Source organism: Aeromonas molluscorum 848 (genome assembly GCF_000388115.1).
Taxonomy (GTDB): Bacteria; Pseudomonadota; Gammaproteobacteria; order Enterobacterales; family Aeromonadaceae; genus Aeromonas; species Aeromonas molluscorum.
In genome coordinates this window covers 1-16,607 of sequence record NZ_AQGQ01000086.1, presented here as the reverse complement: position 1 = coordinate 16,607, position 16,607 = coordinate 1, and the positions used below count along the sequence as shown (strand labels likewise).

At 61.9% G+C, this 16,607-nt stretch carries 12 protein-coding genes, 1 rRNA gene and 1 pseudogene; 7 read left to right on the top strand and 7 right to left on the bottom strand.

Translation table 11 applies throughout. The annotated features are described in order from the left end of the window. The first annotated feature begins 25 nt into the window (after positions 1-25). Positions 26-140: ribosomal RNA gene (gene rrf, locus G113_RS12365) — 5S ribosomal RNA — on the top strand. 196 nt (positions 141-336) lie between these two features. Then, on the top strand, positions 337-1,314 hold the full coding sequence (locus tag G113_RS12360; protein WP_005902766.1) for a bile acid:sodium symporter family protein: 978 nt from the start codon (positions 337-339) through the stop codon (positions 1,312-1,314). 65 nt (positions 1,315-1,379) lie between these two features. Here the strand turns inward: G113_RS12360 and ovoA are convergent, their stop codons facing one another. Both ovoA and priA read right to left on the bottom strand, forming a co-directional pair. Then, positions 1,380-3,527, bottom strand: a complete 2,148-nt coding sequence (gene ovoA, locus G113_RS12355) for a 5-histidylcysteine sulfoxide synthase (RefSeq protein ID WP_005902764.1) — start codon at positions 3,525-3,527, stop codon at positions 1,380-1,382. Between the two features lie 216 nt (positions 3,528-3,743). Then, positions 3,744-5,951, bottom strand: coding sequence for a primosomal protein N' (gene priA / locus G113_RS12350; RefSeq protein WP_040319186.1), 2,208 nt, complete (start codon positions 5,949-5,951; stop codon positions 3,744-3,746). A 147-nt stretch (positions 5,952-6,098) separates the two neighbouring features. Here priA and rpmE point away from each other — a divergent pair, with 147 nt between their 5' ends. From rpmE to G113_RS12335, 3 genes are all read left to right on the top strand, one after another. Further along, positions 6,099-6,314 (top strand): 50S ribosomal protein L31, encoded by a 216-nt coding sequence (rpmE, locus tag G113_RS12345; protein ID WP_005902760.1) that lies wholly within the window; start codon positions 6,099-6,101, stop codon positions 6,312-6,314. A 146-nt stretch (positions 6,315-6,460) separates the two neighbouring features. Next, the gene (locus G113_RS12340; protein WP_005902758.1) at positions 6,461-7,894 is read left to right on the top strand and encodes a DUF2867 domain-containing protein; all 1,434 of its coding nucleotides are present in this window, start codon (positions 6,461-6,463) and stop codon (positions 7,892-7,894) included. Between the two features lie 182 nt (positions 7,895-8,076). Further along, the gene (locus G113_RS12335; protein ID WP_005902756.1) at positions 8,077-9,321 is read left to right on the top strand and encodes a malic enzyme-like NAD(P)-binding protein; all 1,245 of its coding nucleotides are present in this window, start codon (positions 8,077-8,079) and stop codon (positions 9,319-9,321) included. A gap of 83 nt (positions 9,322-9,404) precedes the next feature. Here the strand turns inward: G113_RS12335 and G113_RS12330 are convergent, their stop codons facing one another. From G113_RS12330 to trmA, 4 genes are all read right to left on the bottom strand, one after another. Further along, entirely contained in the window at positions 9,405-9,599 is a 195-nt protein-coding gene (locus G113_RS12330) for a hypothetical protein (RefSeq protein WP_005902754.1), read from the bottom strand. 54 nt (positions 9,600-9,653) lie between these two features. Continuing rightward, positions 9,654-10,979, bottom strand: a complete 1,326-nt coding sequence (gene rstB / locus G113_RS12325) for a two-component system sensor histidine kinase RstB (protein WP_005902752.1) — start codon at positions 10,977-10,979, stop codon at positions 9,654-9,656. A 118-nt stretch (positions 10,980-11,097) separates the two neighbouring features. Beyond that, complete coding sequence (gene rstA, locus G113_RS12320) at positions 11,098-11,805, bottom strand: two-component system response regulator RstA (protein WP_005902750.1); 708 nt, start codon at positions 11,803-11,805, stop codon at positions 11,098-11,100. Between the two features lie 290 nt (positions 11,806-12,095). Further along, the gene (gene trmA, locus G113_RS12315) at positions 12,096-13,202 is read right to left on the bottom strand and encodes a tRNA (uridine(54)-C5)-methyltransferase TrmA (RefSeq protein ID WP_005902748.1); all 1,107 of its coding nucleotides are present in this window, start codon (positions 13,200-13,202) and stop codon (positions 12,096-12,098) included. Positions 13,203-13,517: 315 nt separating this feature from the next. Between trmA and G113_RS12310 the strand changes: the two genes are divergently transcribed. Beyond that, entirely contained in the window at positions 13,518-14,660 is a 1,143-nt protein-coding gene (locus tag G113_RS12310) for a DUF5610 domain-containing protein (RefSeq protein WP_040319185.1), read from the top strand. A gap of 115 nt (positions 14,661-14,775) precedes the next feature. Next, entirely contained in the window at positions 14,776-15,393 is a 618-nt protein-coding gene (locus G113_RS12305) for a cobalamin adenosyltransferase (protein ID WP_005902744.1), read from the top strand. Positions 15,394-15,500: 107 nt separating this feature from the next. Here the strand turns inward: G113_RS12305 and G113_RS12300 are convergent. Beyond that, positions 15,501-16,607, bottom strand: a pseudogene (locus G113_RS12300) (alpha-amylase family glycosyl hydrolase); the annotation flags it as partial.

The window sequence follows — 16,607 nt, the reverse complement described above, 5'->3', positions numbered from 1 at the left end:
TTTTAAGTTAGTTGCAAAGCTTTTGCCTGACGGCAATAGCGCCGTGGACCCACCTGATTCCATGCCGAACTCAGAAGTGAAACGCGGTAGCGCCGATGGTAGTGTGGCATTCGCCATGCGAGAGTAGGACACTGTCAGGCACCTATTTAGAAGAGGCCTCCCAAACGGGAGGCCTTTTTGCTTTTCAGATTCTGCTTCGAAAACGCGATTGGCTTCTGGCTCGTACCGTCTCTTTCTCATCCACGTCCGTCCGGGTAAGCTGATATCCCTGTCACCGTGGCGTGAGCCCGGTTTTCTGACCTCATTTCGGATGAGGTAGCCTGATGGAGGTTGTCTGTGCGTCTGGATCCCTTTACCTGCCTGCTCATCCTGGTAGTGAGTCTGGCCTCTTTCTTTCCCTGTGAGGGGGAGTTGGCTGTCTGGTTTGGCACCCTTACCAAGTTGGCGGTGGCATTGTTGTTTTTTATGCATGGTGCCAAGTTGTCACGCCAGAACCTCATTGCCGGGCTGGGTCACTGGCGACTGCATCTGGTGGTGATGGCCAGCACTTTTCTGCTTTTCCCGCTACTGGGTCTATTGCTTACACCGCTGGTTCCCCAGTGGGTGAGTCCGGCTATCTACCTCGGCTTTCTCTATCTCTGCGCGCTGCCAGCGACGGTGCAATCGGCAATTGCCTTCACCTCGATGGCGGGAGGCAATGTCTCCGCCGCGGTGTGCAGTGCGTCGGCTTCCAGCATATTGGGCATCTTCCTCTCCCCGATATTGGTCGGTCTGATGATCGATGTGCAGGGCGCAGAGGTGGGCACCTGGCACTCCATCCAGTCCATCATGATGCAGTTGATGTTGCCTTTCGCTGTGGGCCATCTCTCCCGGCCCTTGATTGCTTCCTGGGTTGATGCGCACCGACCGTTCATCGGCAAGTTGGATCAGAGCTCCATCTTGTTGGTGGTCTATACGGCCTTCAGTGAGGCTGTGGTGCAGGGGATCTGGCATCAGGTAGGTTGGTATGACTTGGGCAGCATAGTGTTGTTGAGCTGCCTGCTGTTGGCGCTGGTGCTGACCTGGAACATCTGGATCAGTCGTCGGCTCGGTTTCAGCCGGGCAGACGAGATCACCATCGTCTTTTGTGGTTCCAAAAAGAGTCTGGCGAATGGTGTTCCGATGGCGAACGTCATGTTCCCGGCCGCCAGTGTCGGCATCATGGTGTTGCCGCTGATGATCTTCCACCAGATCCAGCTGATGGTATGTGCCGTGCTCGCGCGTCGCTACCAGGATGGTGAAACCACTAGGTCAGTGGCCGTGGACCGTCAGTAATTGCCTGAGAAAAGCCCTGCTCAAGCAGGGCTTTTTATTGGCAAGTATTCAACCGGCATCGGGTATCAGCGCTTGCGCCAGATAGTGAGCTGGGCCAGGGTGTGTTGATGCTTACGGGCTGTCTCGCGAATCACAAAGGGAATGTCACGGGGCTCGCACAGTTCTTCAAATTCTGCCGCCATCAGGCGCTGCAGCGCCTGGTGAGTGCTGAGTGCCTCACCGTTCTCGCGTATGCCGCCTAGCCAGTTTGCCTTGGGGGTATATTCCTCCAGCCAGGTGTAGGGGCTGGTGAGCATCAGCAGTCCGCCCGAACGCAATCTGGGGGAGATGTCACGCAGGAAGCGGGCTGGTTCGCGCAGTCGATCGATGAGGTTGGAGGCGAGCACCAGATCGTAATGGTCATACTTTGGCTTGAGGTTGCAGGCATCTCCCTGACTGAAGTGGATACGCCGAGCCTGGGCTGGGCCGAGATCGTGCTCGGTGAGGCGGGCTTCACAATATTGCACCAGATCCCCTTCCAGAGGCATGGCATAGCGAAAGCTCTCCTGTTTTGCCAGGGAGAGGGCTACATCGATGAAGCGGGCCGAGTAATCGACCCCGTCCACATGCTGGAAATGGCGAGCAAGCTCGAAGCTGGCACGGCCGGTGGCGCACCCTATGTCGAGCGCCCTCTGGTGGTTGCTACACAGTTCGCTGGCGATATCGGCCAGGGTCTTGGCGTAGTTGGCCACGCCAAAGTGGCTGGGACCGTACTGGAAATCCAGATATTGAGCTACTAGGGTGTCGGTTTCGTAAGGGTTCACTATGACGGGTTCCTGATAGCGGGAGACCAGATAGCGGAAACCCGCATGCTGGAAGAAGTGACGGCGAAAGGCGTAACGGGCCGATTTGAGCGCCTCGTTGCCGGTGGAGATCCAGCTCCCCCCCTTGATGAGCGTGTGCTTGCCGTCGAAGGTGGGGGTGGAGAAATCATCGTAGAGAGGATGGACCTGGAACCCCTCGAAGCCGTCGATGGCGGTGCCTGTCCACTGCCAGACGTTGCCGACCAGATCGCAGAACTCCCCCTGAGGGAACATATCTACCGGACATGGGGAGGCAAAACCGGCCAGATTGATATTGCCAGGAGCCTGATGCCAGTCGGGTTGATCGCCAGCCAACTGCTCGCGTAACCACGCCCACTGCGCCTCGCTCGGGAGCTGGATGGGCACTCCTGTCTGGGCTGATTTCCAGCGACAGAAGGCGGCAGCCTCCAGCTGGTTGACCTCTACCGGCCAGTCCCACGGCATGGCAACTTCTTCAGTCATCAGTCGTAGCCGCAGCCTGTCGGGGTCTGCTGGTTCGCCGAGCCAGAAGCTGGGCATCTGGGCCCCGGCGTATTGACGCCAGCCCCAACCCTCTTGATCCCACCATGCCTGCGTCTGATAACCGCCATCCTGCACGAAGGCAAGATACTCACCATTGCTGACCAGCAGGCGGCTGGCCTGGAAGGCTTCGATGTCGAGATTGCGAGAGCCATATTCGTTGTCCCAGCCATAAGTCGCATCGCGTTTGCCTAGCGTTATCTGGCCCCCGGCTACCGGCAGCAAGCTATTGTCTGGTACCTCACTCAGGCGGTGACGCGCCTGTGGGCAAGAGGGCCAATAGGATTGACTGCGCACCCAGTCCAGTGGGAGCTGGCGGATCAGCACGCTCGAGGTTTCGAGATGGATGCGTTCATGCTCTATACCCATGAGGATCACCCAGGCCGGACTGTGCCAGTCGATGGGCAGGCTGATTGGCATCTGATTGATGAAATCGATGACCCGGGCCCGCACCTTGCCACGGTAGTCGCGTAGCGCCTCCACCCGTGGCCAGTCATAATGGTTTTCGTCCAGGTCATCCCAGCTCATCTCGTCTACGCCTATGGCGACCATGGCCTCTATGTTGGCGTCGATACGATGGTCGATGAGATTGGCGGCCAGCAGCTTGTTGATGAAGAAGGCGGCCGTGTGACCGTAATAGAAGATCAGCGGATGGCGCAGGGAGATGGCCTTGGTGAACCAGGCGCGGGGGTCGGCCAGGCAATCGAACAAGCTATCGTAGAGATCGAAGGTCTGACAGAAGTAAGTGAGAATTTCACGGCGTTTGACCTCCGGATCCTGGCCGGTCAGCAACAGGGTGCGGGTCGGCTCGGGCAGCTCGGTGGCGGTCACGCTAAGACTGGCTGGGATCACGCTCTGACTCCTTGTCTGGATTCTGGTTCTCGAAAGAGAGCTATATACGCATCAGATGTCAGTTATGGGTCAATTGACCCGGCTCATGGCGGAAAATTTTCATTGGGCCCTTGAGCATGGCCGATGACAAGGGCGGCTTTCCTCCCGGCAATATGGGGTTGGATCTGGTGTTCTCAGCGCCATTTAACCCATGGTCCGGGGCCAGCTTACCCCAGCTCAATTGAGTTCGGTGGGATCGATGTCCAGACTCCAGCGTACCTTTTTGCTCTCGGGCCAGCCATCGAGCTCTTTGACCGCCCAATCCAGCAGTTGTGCCAGGGGAGCCCGGTTCGGGCCCTGCACCAGCAGCTGCATGCGGAATTTGCCCGCCTTGCGCTCCATGAAGCCGCTGATGGGGCCCAGCACCTGCACATGGGGATAGCGGGCGCTGCGCAGGGTATCGGCCAGACGGCTGAGAAACAGCTGCACCTCGTCGCGACCGTTGGCCTCGGCCCGGAACAGCCCCTGATAGCTGAAGGGCGGCAGCCCCAGCAGGCGCCGCTCTTTCAGCGCCGTGTCGGCGAAGTGGCCGTAACCGTTCTGGGTCAGATCCTGCAGCAGGGCATGCTCGGGGTGGTGGCTCTGCAACACCACCAGTCCGGGTTTGCTGGCGCGTCCGGCCCGGCCCGCCACCTGGGTGTAGAGCTGAGCCAGCTTCTCGGCGGCGCGAAAATCGGCGGAAAACAGGGCGCCATCCACATCCAGCAGGCCCACGAGGGTTACGTCCGGGAAGTGGTGGCCCTTGGCCAGCATCTGGGTGCCGATCAATATCTTGTACTTGCCCGCCTTGATGTCGCCGAGGTGGGTCTCCAGCTCGCCTTTACGGCGGGTGTTGTCTCTGTCGATGCGCACTACGGGGTATTGGGGGAATACGGTGGTGAGCAGCTGCTCCAGCTGCTCGGTACCGACCCCCGAGCCAATCAGCTCCTTGCTGCCGCACTCGGGGCAGCTGTGAGGCAGCGGGCGCACGCTGTCGCAGTGGTGGCAGTGCAGGCGCCGCCCGGCCTGATGCCAGGTGTACCAAGCGTCGCAGCGCTCGCAGGCGGCGCTCCAGCCGCACTGGTGGCAGATAAGAGACGGAGCATAGCCACGGCGGTTGAGAAACAGCATCACCTGATTGCCCGCCACCAGGTGTTCCGCCATCAGTTGCTCCAGTTGGGGGGAGAGCCCGGCCTGCAGCCGCACGCTCTTGATGTCCAGGATCACCTGGCGGGCGGTCTGGGCGTTGCCGGCGCGCCGCGTCAGGCTGAGGTGGTGATACTTGCCGGTTCTGGCATTGTGCAGCGTCTCAAGCGACGGGGTGGCGGAGCCAAGCAGGATGGGAATGCCCGCGCGATGGGCCCGCATCACCGCCAGATCCCGGGCGTGATAGCGAAAACCGTCCTGCTGCTTGAAGGAGCCGTCGTGCTCCTCGTCAATGATGATGATGCCGAGGTTCTTGAACGGGGTGAACACCGCGGAGCGGGTGCCGATCAGGATGGCGGCGCCGCCGTCGCGGCAGGCGAGCCAGGCATCGAGCCGCTCCCGATCGTTCATGGCGGAGTTCATCGCCACTACCGGTACCTTGAAGCGGCGACGGAAGCGGTTGATGGTCTGCGGGGTGAGGCCGATTTCGGGCACCATCACCAATGCCTGCTTGCCCGCACGGAGCAGGGGCTCGAGGATGCTCAGGTACACCTCTGTCTTGCCTGAGCCGGTGATGCCGTCCAGCAGGAAGGCACCGAACTGGTCGCTCTGACTGGTGACGGTAGATACCGCCAGCGCCTGCTCGCCGTTGAGGCGCAGCCCTTCCCCCGCGTCAAAATGGGTTGCCCAGTCCGCGTTGTGGCTCGGCTCCAGGCTGCGTTTTTCCAGCAGCCCCTTTTTCTCCAGGGCGGTGAGGGCCGCGCTCTGGATCTCGTCAAGCCTGAGGGCGGCGGGGGTCTGTGGCCCCTTGCGCAGTAAAGCGAGGGCCTGTTGCTGCTTGGCGGCCCGCTTTAGCTCGTTGAGGTCCATATCCATCCCAGCTGGCGTGGCAAACCAGAACTCCAGCTCCCGATAGGCGGCAGGTTCCCCCTTGCGCACCAGCACCGGCAGAGCATGGGGCAGCACCTCTCCCAGAGGGTGCTGGTAGTAGCTGGCGCTCCAGGCCATCAGCGCCAGTATGTCCGGCCCCAACACCGGCTCGCCGTCGAGCACCCGTTTAATGGGCTTGAGTTTCGCGCGCGGTACCTGGCTGTCGGTCGGATGGCCGACCACCAGCCCGACCAGGGTCTGTGGGCCGAACGGTATCTCGACCCGACAGCCGGGCGCTGGCAGGGGCAGGGGAGAGAGATAATCGAAATGACGGCGAAGAGGAACCGGCACTGCGACACGAACCAGATCAAGCGTTTGCGATGAATCCACCAAAGGTTGCCTATTTTTTCTGCGAAGCCACTTGCCTGCTATCAGGCATTTCCTATATTATTCGCAGCCTTTGAAACTGTGTTCAACAATCGTGTGGTGTCCGACAGAAGATCGGATGGCGACACGGCCTGATAATTGAGGTTGTCCATGAAAGCTAATATCCATCCTGAGTACGTCGCCATCACCGCCAAGTGTTCTTGCGGTAACATCATCAATACCTTCTCTACCCTGGGTAAAGATCTGAGCCTGGACGTATGTTCCGCTTGCCACCCGTTCTACACCGGCAAGCAGAAAGAAGTTTCTAGCGGCGGCCGCGTAGACAAGTTCAACAAGCGTTTCGGTGGTCTGACTGCCAAGAAGTAATCTTACTTCTGAAGAATCCTGAAAAGGGCGCCCATAGGGCGCCTTTTTTGTTGCCCGGCGTTCTGTATTGGACCGGATTGCCCTATGGTGGGGGCGGATCATGGCAAGGGTCATGATGGGGCTGGTTGAGAGCAAGGAGTGTCGGGATGAGAAGTTGTCTGGTGATGGGAGCGGCCGGTTATATCGGATCTCATTTGGTGCCCTATCTGCAGGGGGTGGGGTACAGGGTGATCGCCGGGGCCCGCCGTCCCTGCCGCCTGCCTGCCGGAGTCGAGTTCCGTCTGGCCGATGTGCTCAAGCCCGATAGCCTGCCTGAGGCCCTGGTCGGGGTGGATACCGTCTTCTATCTGGTGCATGCCATGGGAGCAGGTGCCAACTTCCATCGCCTGGAGCAGCAGGGGGTGAAGAATTTCGCCGCTGCCGCCCGCGCCGCCGGGGTGCGCCGCATCATCTATCTGGGCGCCATCCAGCCCGAACAGTGCAACAGTCGCCACCTCAACTCCCGCCGCCACTGTGGCGAGCTGTTTCGTGCCTCCGGGGTGCCGACGGTGGAGCTGCGTTCCGGCATCATCATAGGGCCCGGCTCCGCCGCCTTCGAAGTGATGCGGGATCTGGTGTTCAATCTGCCGATGATGGTGACGCCCAAATGGGTGCGCTCCCGCACACCACCCATCGCCCTCTCCAACCTGCTCCACTACCTCGGCGGTCTGGTGGAGGCCGAGGGGGTCGATGGCGAGGTGCTCAACGCCGTGGGTCCGGAACTGCTCAGCTACCAGCAGCAGTTGCAGAAGTTTGCCGCTCATATCGGCAAGCGCTGTCCCATCATCCCCATCCCCTTGCTGACCCCCCGGCTCTCCGCCTGGTGGCTGCAGTTCGCCACCTCGGTGCCGCAACCAGTGGCCAAGGCCCTGGTGGGTGGCCTCAAGCATGATATTCCGGCCGATGATGGCCCCCTGCGGGCCTTGCTGCCCCAGACGCTGCTCAGCTTCGATGAGGCGCTGACCGAGAGTCTGGCGCTGGAGCAGAAGCTGGGTGCCGAGCAGCAAGGGGAGGAGACGCCTCTGGGACTGCGCTGGCGCCATCCCGAATACGGCTTCTATGACAGGGTAGCCAGTGGCACCGCTCTCTCTCTGGCTCCCCCTGAGGCGCTCTGGCAGGTGCTGCAAGGACTGGGAGGAGAGCAGCGTTACTTCTACATGAATAGCCTCTGGGCCATTCGGGAGTGGATGGATGCGGCCATCGGCGGCCCGGCCCTGACCCGTGGGCGCACCAACCCCGACCGTTTCGTGAAGGGAGACATGCTCGATTCCTGGCAGATCATCGGCGTGGAAGAGGGGAGCAGGCTGGCGTTGCTGTTCAACATGAAGGCGCCAGGCGTGGGGCGGCTCGAGTTCAGTATCACCCCTGAACCCTCCGGCTTGACCCGGCTGACGGTCGCGGCGCACTGGCACCCTCAGGGTGCCTGGGGGCTGGCCTACTGGCTGGCCATGCTGCCCTTCCACCTGTTCATCTTCCAGGGGATGACGGAGGCGCTGGCACGTCAGGCAGAAGAGGTGGTCGGTATCCCCGTGATGGACTGAAACCACATCTACGACTAAATGGGTAGTTTTAGTTAGCATGGTTTGCTGTTGAGTCGGGGCTTAACAGCATGTTGGCGATATTTTCTGCTGGGAAAGCCCCGGGCTTTTCTTTATGATCCGAGCCCCTCGCCCAGCGCGAGTCACTCTTTCTCTATTTATCCATCTATTGCCTCGGGGTCCCCATGTCCGATCTGCGTCAGCAAGCGCTCGATTATCACGCTCAACCTGTGCCTGGCAAAATTGCCATCGCTCTCACCAAACCGGCCGAGACCGCGCGGGATCTGGCGCTGGCCTACAGCCCGGGCGTGGCCGAGCCGGTGCGCGAGATAGCCGCGAATCCGGACGATGCCTATCGCTATACCGGCAAGGGAAATCTGGTCGCCGTCATCTCCAACGGCACCGCCATCCTGGGGCTGGGCAATCTGGGCCCGCTCGCCTCCAAGCCGGTGATGGAGGGCAAGGCCTTGCTGTTCAAGCGCTTCGCCGGGATCGATGCCATCGATATCGAGGTCAAGCACGAAACCTGCCAGCAGTTCATCGACACGGTGGCGGCCATCGCCGATACCTTTGGTGGCATCAACCTGGAAGACATCAAGGCGCCCGAGTGCTTCGAGATAGAGCAGGCGCTGATCGCGCGCTGCGACATCCCCGTGTTCCACGATGACCAGCATGGCACCGCCATCGTCACCGCCGCCGGTCTGCTCAACGCACTGGAAGTGCAGGGCAAACGCATCGAACAGAGCCGCATTGTCTGCATGGGGGCGGGAGCCGCCGCCACCGCCTGCATGGAGTTGCTGATCAAGTGCGGTGCTGCGCCACAAAACATCTTCATGCTGGATCGCCAAGGGGTGATCCACAGCGGTCGCACCGACTTGAACCAGTACAAGCAGCGCTTCGCCAACGACACGCCTCTGCGCACCCTGATGGATGTGATTGAAGGGGCTGATGTGTTTGTCGGTGTCTCCGGCCCGGACGTGCTGCCCGCCGAGGCGGTCGCCCTGATGGCGCCGCGTCCGGTGATCTTCGCCTGCTCCAACCCGGATCCCGAGATCAAGCCGTCCCTGGCCCACTCGGTGCGTGATGACATCATCATGGGGACGGGGCGCTCGGATTATCCTAACCAGATCAACAACGTACTCTGCTTCCCCTTCATCTTCCGGGGCGCGCTGGACGTGCGGTCCAGCCGTATCAACGATGCCATGAAGATTGCCGCGGTGGAGGCCATTCGCGCGCTGGCCAAGGAGCCGGTACCGGCCGAGGTGCTGACCGCCGCTGGCGTGAGCGCGCTGACCTTCGGCAAGGAGTACGTCATTCCCAAGCCGATGGATGCCCGTCTGCTGCCCAAGGTGGCCCGCGCCGTGGCCCTGGCGGCCGTTGCCTCCGGTGTGGCCCGCATCGCGCTGCCGGTTGACTACATGCTGGATTGAGTCCAGGTTTCCAGGTTGGAAATAACAGAAGGGGCCCCGTGATGGGGCCCCTTCTTGTTTAAGGTAAAGCCGAACCGTTGCTATCAGGCCTTGGGGGCCACTGCCGCGGGTTTGACCTTGGCAGGGGCGACGGAGGTGTGGGCTGTCTTGTGATGCTTTTTCACCACCTTGGTTTGGGTCGCATGAGGGGCGGCGGCTTTGGTCGGGGTGGCAGCCATGGTGAAGCCGGAGGTCAGGGCGAAGACAGCGGCCAGAGTCAGGGGGATCAGCTTTTTCATATTCCAGTTCCTCGTTCGGGTTGATGCTATGGAGTTCTTCTCCATGACTTCATCCTAGGGCTGTTCATGATCTGCTTCAGTGAGTGGCTGGTGACGGTTTGTATCCAAATGTACGGGCAGTTTGAGGCAGAAGCTGGCGCCCTTGGCACTGGGCAGCAACGCCACCTCGCCACCGTGGTGGCGGGCGATGCGGCGCACTATGGCAAGCCCGAGTCCGGCCCCGCCGGTACGGCGATCCCGGCTCTGATCCAGTCGCACGAAAGGCTCGAAGATCTGGGGTGCCAGGGCAGGATCTATGCCGGGGCCATCATCGCTCACCGTGAGCAGATAGTGAGCTTGTTGCAGTTCCATGCGCAGAGTCACCCGACTGCCGGCATGACGCAGGGCGTTGCCGACGAGGTTCTCCAGCGCCCTGTCCAGCAGCCGGACATCACCACGCCAGGGCAAGCGCGCCCCGGGGACAAGGCGTTCTAGCCGCTTCTCCGGCCTGAGTGCCTGCCAGTCAGCGAGGCGGCTCTGTGCCCAGTCACCCAGCTCGACATCGCTGCATTGCAGGGGCAGTTCGGGACGATCGAGCCTGGCATAGGTGAGCATCTCCTCGATGAGGGCATCCAGCGCCCCCAGGTCGCGCTCCAGCCCCTGCCGCTCTTCTTCATGCGGTTGTGGATCCAGCATGGCGAGCCGGTAACGCAGCCTGACCAGCGGGGTGCGCAGTTCGTGGGCGATGGCATCGGTCAGCTGTTTGCGGCTGGCCAGCATGGCCTGCAGCTGCTCCGTCATCTGATCGAAGGTGCGGCCGACTTGCCCCAGACTGCTGCCGGGGGGCAATCCGGTGCGGCTGGAGAGATCTCCGTCCCCGACCCGGCGGGCGGTCTGCTCGAGCCGTTGCAGGCCGCGCCAGTGCGGGCGCAGCCAGAGCAGTATGGGCAGCCCGAGGGAGAGACCTATGGCCAGCAGCAGGCCCACATCGACCCAGTGCAGCTCGTGCAGATAGGAGAGATAGGGCACGGGGCCGACGATCAGTACCTGATCGGTGCCCCGGATGCGCTGCAAGAAGGTGTCATCCTCCTCGACGATGACAATGTTGCCCGCTGCGAGGAAGGCCTGATCCTCCCGGGCCAGGGGCTGGTTGGCGAGGGCGCCGATCTGCAGGGGCAGGTTGAGCTGACGGCTCTGCTCCGCCATGCGCGCCGGCCAGTGCGCCGGTGGCAGGCGCGCCAGCTCGCCGGTGAGCAGGCCGAGGCTGCCCTGCATCATTCGCTCCAGATAGCGGTCACCCGCCCGTTCGGCACTGACCTGATAGACCAGGCCGATCAGCAGTATGGCCAGGGTGAAACAGCCGACCAGCAGCAGGTAGAACTGGATAAACAGACGGCGCATGGGATCCCTCTTCTTGGCTGGATTGCGTCCGGGCGTTGCGTCTTCGCCCCCTCGTCGCTAACCCTGCTCCCGTCAGGGGAGAAGGGGGCAGAGAGCAGCAACATCATTCGCTGGCTGATCATTCCCAGGCGTGGGGCACCAGCAGATAGCCCTTCTGGCGCACCGTCTTTATCCGGGTCGGATTATGGGGGTCATCGCCGAGCTTGCGACGCAGGCGCGAGATGGCGACGTCCATGCTGCGGTCCTGGCCATCGTAGTCGCGACTGCGCAGGTTGCGAAACAGCGCCTCCCGCCCCTGGATCTGGCCCGCATGACAGGCCAGCTCCCACAGGAGATCGAAGTCGCTGGTGGAGAGCGGGATGCTGCTGCCATCGAGGCGCACATCCCGGCCCGGGCCATCGATGCGCAGGCGGCCGAATTGCAGGCGCTGGGGCGGCGTGCTGGGCGCGGCCACGGGTGACAGTTGCCCTTGCTGGCGGAACTGGACCCGCAACCGGGCCAGCAACACGGGGGGCGGCGTGGTCTTGAGGATGTAGTCGTTGGCCCCCAGCTCCAGGCTGAGGATCTGGTTCATGTCGCTGTCGAGGGAGGTGAGCATGACGATGGGACCGCTAAAGCGTGGCCGCAGGTCCCGGCACAGGGAGAGACCGTCCTGGCCCGGCAGCATGATGTCGAGCAGCACCAGATCCGGCCGCTCGGCCAGGGCTCTGGCCAGCGCCAGATCGCCCCGGCTTTCCAGCAGAACCTCGATATCGTGGCGGCCCAGCCAGTTGCTGATGAGCTGGCCTATTTCGGGATCGTCTTCAACAAACAGGATGCGTGGCATGGCGAACTGGCCTTCCCGACAGGGGTACTGGGGTCTGCCGCCAGCATAGCCATTTCGATGGGGAAGTGCAGAGGGATAACTAATCAGCCGGGGTAAACAGACCCTGCTTGATTGCGCCGGTGCGAGGCAGTGCCCGGACACGGATAAGGGTTCGCTGTTATCTGTGACGGATCCGGCCTAGGACGGCGTCGAAGCGACATGGCCCTGAGGTCATGTCAGGGCGCTGTGGCGGGATGGACAAGCAAACAGGGCCTGCAGGCCCTGTTGTCAGGATGGCTTTCGTCCCCGACTTACCCGGCTTTGCGGCGCAGGTAGACGCCCGCTTCCATATGATGGGTCCAGGGGAACTGATCGAACAGGGCGAGGCGGGCTACCTCATGGGTCTCGCCCAGGGCCCGCATGTTGTCGATCAAGGTATCCGGATTGCAAGAGATGTAGAGGATGTTGTCGTACTCCTGCACCAGCTTGACCGTGGCGTCATCCAGCCCGGCGCGGGGGGGATCGACGAAGATGGTGTTGCACTGGTAGGCGCCGAGATCTATGCCCTCCAGGCGATTGAACGTACGCTCGCCACGCATCGCCATGGTGAACTCCTCGGCGGACATGCGCAGTATGATGAGGTTGTCCACGCCGTTGGCGGCGATGTTGAACTGGGCAGAGGCCACGCTAGGTTTGGCTATCTCGGTGGCCAGTACCTTGCGGAAGTTCTGGGCCAGGGCGATGGAGAAGTTGCCGTTGCCGCAATAGAGCTCCAGCAAGTCCCCTTCGCTGCTCCGGGTCACGTCCTGGGCCCAATCCAGCATCAGCTGGTTAATCTCGGCGTTGGGCTGGGTGAAGCTGTTTTCCACCTGCTGGTAGATGAACTCCCGACCCTGCACCTTCAGGGTCTCGACCACGAACTCTTCACCCAGGCAGACCTTCTGCTTGTGGGCCCGACCTATGATGCGCACGTCAAAGCCCTGCTCCTGCAAGCTGGCGCGCAGCCCCTCTGCGGCGACCTGCCAGTGCTCGTCGAGACGACGGTGATAGAGCAGGCTGATGCAGAGCTGACCGGAGAGGGTCGAGAGGTAGTCTATCTGGAACAGCTTGAAGCGCAGCGCCTTGACCGGACGCAGACCCTCGAGTAGGGGCTGCATCACCTTGTTGATCAGGGCGCTGGCGGCCGGGAACTGATCGACCCGGATGCGTTCGCGGCTCTCTTGATCGAACATCACATGGTAGAGGTCATCCTCTTCATGCCAGAGGCGAAACTCGGCCCGCATCCGGTAGTGCTCGGCCGGGGAGGCATAGACCTCGAGGGCCGGAGGGGTGAAGCCGGCAAACAGGGTCTGCAGGCGCTGGGCCTTGGCCTCTAACTGGGCCTGATAAGCAGCCGGGGTTCGCTCGGATTGGGTCATGACATACCTCGAGATGCGGCCGATGGGGCCGGGCAGAAAGCGGTGGGGGGCACAGGACCACCCAAAGGGGCCTGATTTTTAAAAGTCAGCCGCAGATTGTCCAGTTTTTTATGGTCAATAAGTAGCCGGTCAGTTTATTCCACAGGATGAAGGAGGGGATCGCTGCGGGGAGCGCGACGCTATGGTCGCAAAATGACCGGTGAGCCTGTCCGGTGGGCGAGGGATCGGCAAGTTGGGGGAGTGCGCGTTTTTTTGGTCAAGAAGTGGTCGCCCTGGCCGATAAGCTGCTAACGGGGAATGTATGAGGAAGTCATGATGCAGATTGATGGCATGGGGGCGGGTCAGCCCAGACGGATGAGTGGCGAGGTGCGCACCGATGAGGCGCGTCATGGCAAGGCCGGTTTGGCCGATGCCCCTGCGAGCGAGGCCAGCAGCAGGCTCAGTGATGACGAGGTGATCCTGAACCGGGCGCCGCGCTGGGCACAGGGACTGGTGCAGCAGGCGTTGCAGTTCCATCTTCAGGTCAACGGCAAGGGATACCAGGCACCCAAGGTCGAGCCGGTAAAAGAGATCACCCCCGAGACCCTGTTCGACTTTCAGGCGGTGGCCGACAACGTGCTGCAATTCGTGACCGGCCGGCTTGGCGCGGCGCGGGCCGATGGCAAATCGGACGAGGCGCTTGCCGACATGATGGCTCAGGCTCGCAAGGGGGTGAACATGGGCTTTGCCGATGCCCGCAAGCAGCTGGGTGACAAGGCGACCGACAACGAAGATATCAAGACAGGTATCGATCAGAGCTACAAGCTGATCCAGGACGGCCTGGATCAGTTCGAGCAGCAGTTCTTCGGCCAGGTCTCTGACGTGGATCGGAAGGCGGCCGAGATGGCCAATCGCCAGCAGGGTACCCTGGAGATAGAGACCAAGGAGGGGGACAAGGTGATGCTGCGCTTCAACGACAGCTGGCAGCTCAAGTCCCAGGAGCAGGGCAATGCCAGCCAGTTCAGCCTCAAGTTGAGCCAGAACTTCAGCTTCTCCCTCGAGGGCGATCTGGGGGATGGCGAACTTGCCGCCATCGGCGATCTGGTCAAGGGACTCGACTCGCTGGCGGACAGCTTCTTCAACGGCAAGCTGGGTCAGAGTCTGGAGCCGGCCCAATTGCCTGGATTGGATGACAGCCAGCTGGTGGCTTATTCCCTGCGCCTCAAGCAGTCGAGCAGATTGAGTCAGAGTTATCAGGGCAGCAGTGCCCTGCAGCAGAGTCTGGCTCCCCTGGCCGACTATTTGCCCCGGCTGGCGGGCTGGCAGCAGCAGGCCGATGCCCTGTTGCCGGAGCGTCAGCAGCAGGCGCTGACGCCGACCGTGCTGGCTGCGCGCGGGGACGATGCCAGTCAGGGTGCCAGCTTCATCGACACCAACCAGCGCTTGCTCAATGCCTATCGGTTACTCGGCACGGCGTGAGTCGAGCTGGCCGTTCTGGGGTGAACTGAGAGCAAAGTGGCTGGCCAGGGCGCCGCGGTTTGCCTGGGGGGCGCCGGGCTGGCACACTGCGACTTTTCCCGTGAGTGAGAATGCCATGGACCAGCAGTCCGAATCCAACCCGGCCCACGATGAGCCGAGTGCTGCCCCTTCAGAGCGGCAACCTGCGCGTCAACGCAGCCACAAGCGCCCGAAAGACATCCGCGAGCTCTGTTACCCCTTCATCTACGAGACCCAGTTCCAGTGCGACTACGAGATAGCCACCGACGAACTCTGCTGCCAGGTCGGGGGCGTCATGGCCATGTTGCCCGTAGCGCCTAGCGAAGGGGAGGCCGCCGTGTTCGCGGATCTGGACAAGCTGCAGCGGCTTATCTACAACCTCAACGGTTCGGTGCGCGGCAGACTCGGCATCTTCGAGGAGGACATGGCCTGGCTCAAGGAGCGGTATGATCTCTACAACGAGGCCAGCCGCGGCCGGGTGACCGGTTTTGTGCTGCCCCGAGGCCCCCAGCCGATCCCGGCTCTGCATCTGTGTCGCTGCGCCAGCAAGAAGGTGGTGCGTTTGCTGGTACGTCTGGAAGAGAGCGGTGTCTCGTACGATCCTATCTTGCCGCGCTTCGCCAACTTGCTCGCCAACTTCTTCTTCGTACTGACAGTCTTCCTCAAGCAGGAGTGGCAGGTCCCCGAGGTGAGTTACGTCAGCATCAACTATTGAGCCGCACACCATAGAAAACCGGAGCCCGAGCTCCGGTTTTTTTATGGTATCTGTCACAAGCGCGGGTCAGTCGCGTCCCGTTGATGCGCGCTCGGCCAGCACGGCGACTAGCTGGAGAGCAGTACCCGGGCCGAGCTGGCCGGTATGGTCAGTTGCAACTGGCCTTTTACCACCTCGAACTTGTCGCCGTTGAAGGCATCGGTGAAGCGGCTGGCCGGGCTGGCCGTCTGCCACAGGGGCAGGCTGATGGTGCGCGGCTCGCTCGGATGACGGTTGCAGGCGACCACTACCTGATCGCTTTGCAGGGTTCGGGCGAATACATAACTGTGGGCACCCGCATACAGGGTCTGGATGTCGCCCCGGCGCAGGGAGGGACGCTGACGGCGGATCTGGGTCAGGCGGCGGTAGTGCTCATGCAGCACATGGTCCCAGGTCGTGCTGTCCCAGGGGAAGCAGCGGCGGCAGTCGGGGTCATTGCCCCCGGACAGTCCCACCTCGTCGCCATAGTAAATGCTGGGCGTGCCAATGTAGGTGAGCAGCAGGGTGGCGGCCAGCATCATGCGCGACCTGTCCTCGCCGAGCAGATGCAGGAAGCGCGCTGTGTCATGGCTGTCCAGCAGGTTGAACTGGGCGAGCTGGTTCTTGAAGGGGACATGGGCCCGGGCCAGTTTGAGCCAGGTGTCCAGCTCGGCGGCGCTGATCTTGATGGGGTGATAGGCGATATCTTGCCCGGCCAGAAAGGCACGGATCGGGTGGGCGAAGCCGTAGTAGTTCATGGCGCCATCCTCCTGATCCCCTTGCAGCCACTGGCTCGCCTCGAAGAAGTGCTCACCGAGCACATAGGCGTCGAGATTCTCCTGCTTGAGGGTATGGCGGATCGCGCGTACATGGCCGGGGTTGCCCTCGGCGGTGCCGCGCTCCCCCAGCATGTGAATGACGTCGAAGCGCCAGCCATCTATCTGATACGGGGGGCGCATCCAGTAGCGCAAGATGGCGTCCTCGGCGCGGTAGACGGCGTCCTGCACCTGCTCGCTTGCAAAATCCAGCTTGGGCAGGCTGCGGATCCCCTTCCAGCTCACATAGTCCCCCTCCTCATCGAAGGTATAGAACTTGCGAAACGCCGAGTCAGGATTGCCCATGGCCCCTGAGGCGGACAGAACCAGGGTGCTGGTCGAGGTGTGGTTGACCACGGCATCCAGGATGATGCGCATGCC

What these genes read in the sequence shown, in the direction of transcription:
- G113_RS12335 (WP_005902756.1), top strand. Translation starts at nt 8,077, where the DNA reads ATGTCCGATCTGCGTCAGCAAGCGCTCGATTATCACGCTCAACCTGTG.
- G113_RS12305 (WP_005902744.1), top strand. Translation starts at nt 14,776, where the DNA reads ATGGACCAGCAGTCCGAATCCAACCCGGCCCACGATGAGCCGAGTGCT.
- rstA (WP_005902750.1), bottom strand. Translation starts at nt 11,805, where the DNA reads ATGCCACGCATCCTGTTTGTTGAAGACGATCCCGAAATAGGCCAGCTC.
- G113_RS12330 (WP_005902754.1), bottom strand. Translation starts at nt 9,599, where the DNA reads ATGAAAAAGCTGATCCCCCTGACTCTGGCCGCTGTCTTCGCCCTGACC.
- trmA (WP_005902748.1), bottom strand. Translation starts at nt 13,202, where the DNA reads ATGACCCAATCCGAGCGAACCCCGGCTGCTTATCAGGCCCAGTTAGAG.
- G113_RS12310 (WP_040319185.1), top strand. Translation starts at nt 13,518, where the DNA reads ATGCAGATTGATGGCATGGGGGCGGGTCAGCCCAGACGGATGAGTGGC.
- G113_RS12340 (WP_005902758.1), top strand. Translation starts at nt 6,461, where the DNA reads ATGAGAAGTTGTCTGGTGATGGGAGCGGCCGGTTATATCGGATCTCAT.
- rpmE (WP_005902760.1), top strand. Translation starts at nt 6,099, where the DNA reads ATGAAAGCTAATATCCATCCTGAGTACGTCGCCATCACCGCCAAGTGT.
- rstB (WP_005902752.1), bottom strand. Translation starts at nt 10,979, where the DNA reads ATGCGCCGTCTGTTTATCCAGTTCTACCTGCTGCTGGTCGGCTGTTTC.